Source organism: Mesorhizobium sp. M7A.F.Ca.CA.002.15.2.1, assembly GCF_003998715.1.
In the GTDB taxonomy this organism is placed as follows: domain Bacteria; phylum Pseudomonadota; class Alphaproteobacteria; order Rhizobiales; family Rhizobiaceae; genus Mesorhizobium; species Mesorhizobium ciceri.
Genome location: NZ_RZPI01000749.1, coordinates 1 through 2,547, shown reverse-complemented (window position 1 = coordinate 2,547; position 2,547 = coordinate 1). Strand labels below are relative to the sequence as shown.

The following is a 2,547-nucleotide window of genomic DNA, read 5'->3' as shown; positions in this document are numbered from 1 at the left end:
TTCCTACACCGCCTCGAAGGCTGCGGTTCATCATCTGACGCGCACACTGGCGCTCGAGTTCGCCGCCCGCCGCATCACCGTCAACGCCTTTGCCCCCGGCCCCTTCCAGAGCCGGATGACGGCATTTGCCACCGCCACAGAGGAACAGGCCAGGCACGTCGGCAGCCATGTTCCGATCGGCCGTATCGGCGCACCGGATGACATCGCCGGCGCAACGCTCTATTTGTGCAGCCGTGCAGGCAGCTATGTCACTGGCGCCATCTTGCCGATCGACGGCGGACAGTCGGTGCAGCATGGGCTGACCTTGTTCAAGGAATGACATTTTCCGGCCACAGAAGCCGGGGGTGAACTGGAGGACATGAGCGTGGAACCGATCAGTCTCGATGTGCTTCTGGCCAGTGTCGGCAAGGAGGTCGGCGTGTCGCCGTGGCGGGTGGTCACGCAACGCATGATCGACCAGTTCGCCGACGCCACGGACGACCATCAGTTCATCCACTGCGATCCGGAGCGGGCGATGCGTGAAACGCCGTTCGGCGGCACCATCGCGCACGGCTTCCTGTCGCTGTCGCTGTTGTCGGCGATGACCTTCGAGACCATGCCGCCGCTGGAAAACGGCAAGATGGGCGTCAACCACGGCTTCGATTCGCTGCGCTTCCTGGCGCCGGTGAAAACCGGCGCGCGCATCCGCACGCGTTTCGTGCTGGCCGACGTCAAGGTCAGGCCGTCGGGCTGGGTGCAGACCGCGCATGACGTGACGATCGAGATCGAGGGTTCGAAGAAGCCGGCACTGACCGCGCGCTGGCTGACGCTGACCTTGATCGAACGCCAGCCCGAGACGGCATGAGTGATCCCGTTCTCGACCAGGCAGCGCTTGCGCCTTACCTCGAGGCGAACATACCGGGCTTTTCCGGGCTTGCGGCAGTCGAGAAGTTCAAATCCGGCCAATCGAACCCGACCTACCTTTTGACGGCGGCAAGCGGCCGTTACGTGCTGCGCGCCAAGCCGCCGGGGCAATTGCTGAAATCGGCGCACCAGGTCGACCGCGAATTCAGGGTGATGAGCGCGCTTGCCGGCACCGCCGTGCCTGTGCCGGCCATGCTGCATCTGTCGGCGGAAGGCTCGCCCATCGGCCGCATGTTCTACGTGATGGATTTCCTCGACGGCCGCATTTTCTGGGATCCGGCTCTGCCGGAGGCTGGCGACAATGATGAACGCGCCGCCATCTACGATGCCATGAACGACACCCTCGCCGCCCTGCACGAGGTCGATGTCGAGACTGTGGGGCTCGGCGATTTCGGCCGGCCGGGCAATTATTTCGAGCGCCAACTGGCGCGCTGGACGAGCCAGTACCGTGCCTCGGAAACCGGCACCGTCGCCGACATGGACCGGCTGATTGCCTGGTTGGAAACGCATATGCCCGTAGATGACGGCCGGATCTCACTGGTCCATGGCGACTACCGGCTGGACAATCTGATCTTCGCGCCGGACCGGCCAACGGTTCTGGCAGTGCTCGACTGGGAACTTTCGACATCAGGCCACCCCTTCGCCGATATCGCCTATCAATGCATGCAATGGCGGCTGCCGCACGCTTCCGGCTTTCGCGGCCTGGGCGGTATCGATCGTTCCGCACTCGGCCTGCCTTCCGAAGAGGACTACGTCGCCGCCTACTGCCGGCGGCGCGGGCTCACCGGTATCGGCAACTGGACGTTCTTCCTCGCCTTTTCCTTCTTCCGGCTGGCTGCCATCTGCCAGGGCGTCTTCAAGCGGGCGCTGGACGGCAACGCCTCCAATCCCGAGAAGGCGAAAACCTATGGCGAGGCGGTGAAACTGCTTTCGTGTCTTGCCGCAGAACTGATCGACAGGGAGGCGTGATGGGCCATTTCGAGAGAGGAACGGTGCTGATCACGGGGCTGCCAAAATTCGAAAAGCGTCGGCACGATCCGAAGCATACCGTTTGGGAACTTCCCGTGCCCTTGTCCGTTTCCGTACAGCGTATATAATTTAGCCAGCCACCAACCCAACCGAAGGCACCAGATCTTGCCGCAGAGCGTCCAGACACGCCGCGAGAAACAAAAAGCAGAACTGCGCTCCGAATTGCTCGAGGCCGCGCATAAGCTTGTCCAGGAAGAGGGCTATGAGGGCCTGACCATCCGCAAGCTGGCCAAGCGGGTCGGCTACGCCCCGATGTCCGTTTATTCCTACTTCGCCGACAAGCAGGACATCCTGTTCGCTCTGGCCGAGGACGCATTCGAGACGCTTGCTCGCCGCATCGAGGAGCATCCGTCCGATGATCCGATCGCAGCCTTGCAGGCGGTGATGACGGAATATGCCGCCTTCGGGCTCGGCAATCCCAACGAATACCGCACCGTATTCATGACCGAAAAGACCAAGCTGCCGGAAGGCAGGAGCTACGACGACATGGAAGAGAGCAACCCGGCGATGAAGGCGCTGATCAGCCGGGTCGAGGCCTGCGTTGCCGCCGGAAAATTGCAGGGCGATCCGCGCGCCATCGCCACCATGCTGTGGGCGGTTGGCCACGGCACGATC

General features: G+C 62.9%; 4 protein-coding genes. All 4 read left to right on the top strand.

Annotated elements, in window-relative coordinates:
- Positions 1-319: SDR family oxidoreductase (locus ENZ74_RS28680; protein ID WP_127313173.1), on the top strand; the 319-nt coding region annotated here is incomplete at its 5' end.
- 39 nt (positions 320-358) lie between these two features.
- A complete protein-coding gene (locus ENZ74_RS28675) occupies positions 359-844 on the top strand; it encodes a MaoC family dehydratase (protein WP_263484965.1) in 486 nt (161 codons plus the stop codon).
- Complete coding sequence (locus ENZ74_RS28670; protein WP_063168970.1) at positions 841-1,872, top strand: phosphotransferase family protein; 1,032 nt, start codon at positions 841-843, stop codon at positions 1,870-1,872. Before ENZ74_RS28675 ends, ENZ74_RS28670 begins: the two co-directional genes overlap by 4 nt.
- A 165-nt stretch (positions 1,873-2,037) precedes the next feature.
- Positions 2,038-2,547: TetR/AcrR family transcriptional regulator (locus ENZ74_RS28660; protein WP_164761278.1), on the top strand; the 510-nt coding region annotated here is incomplete at its 3' end.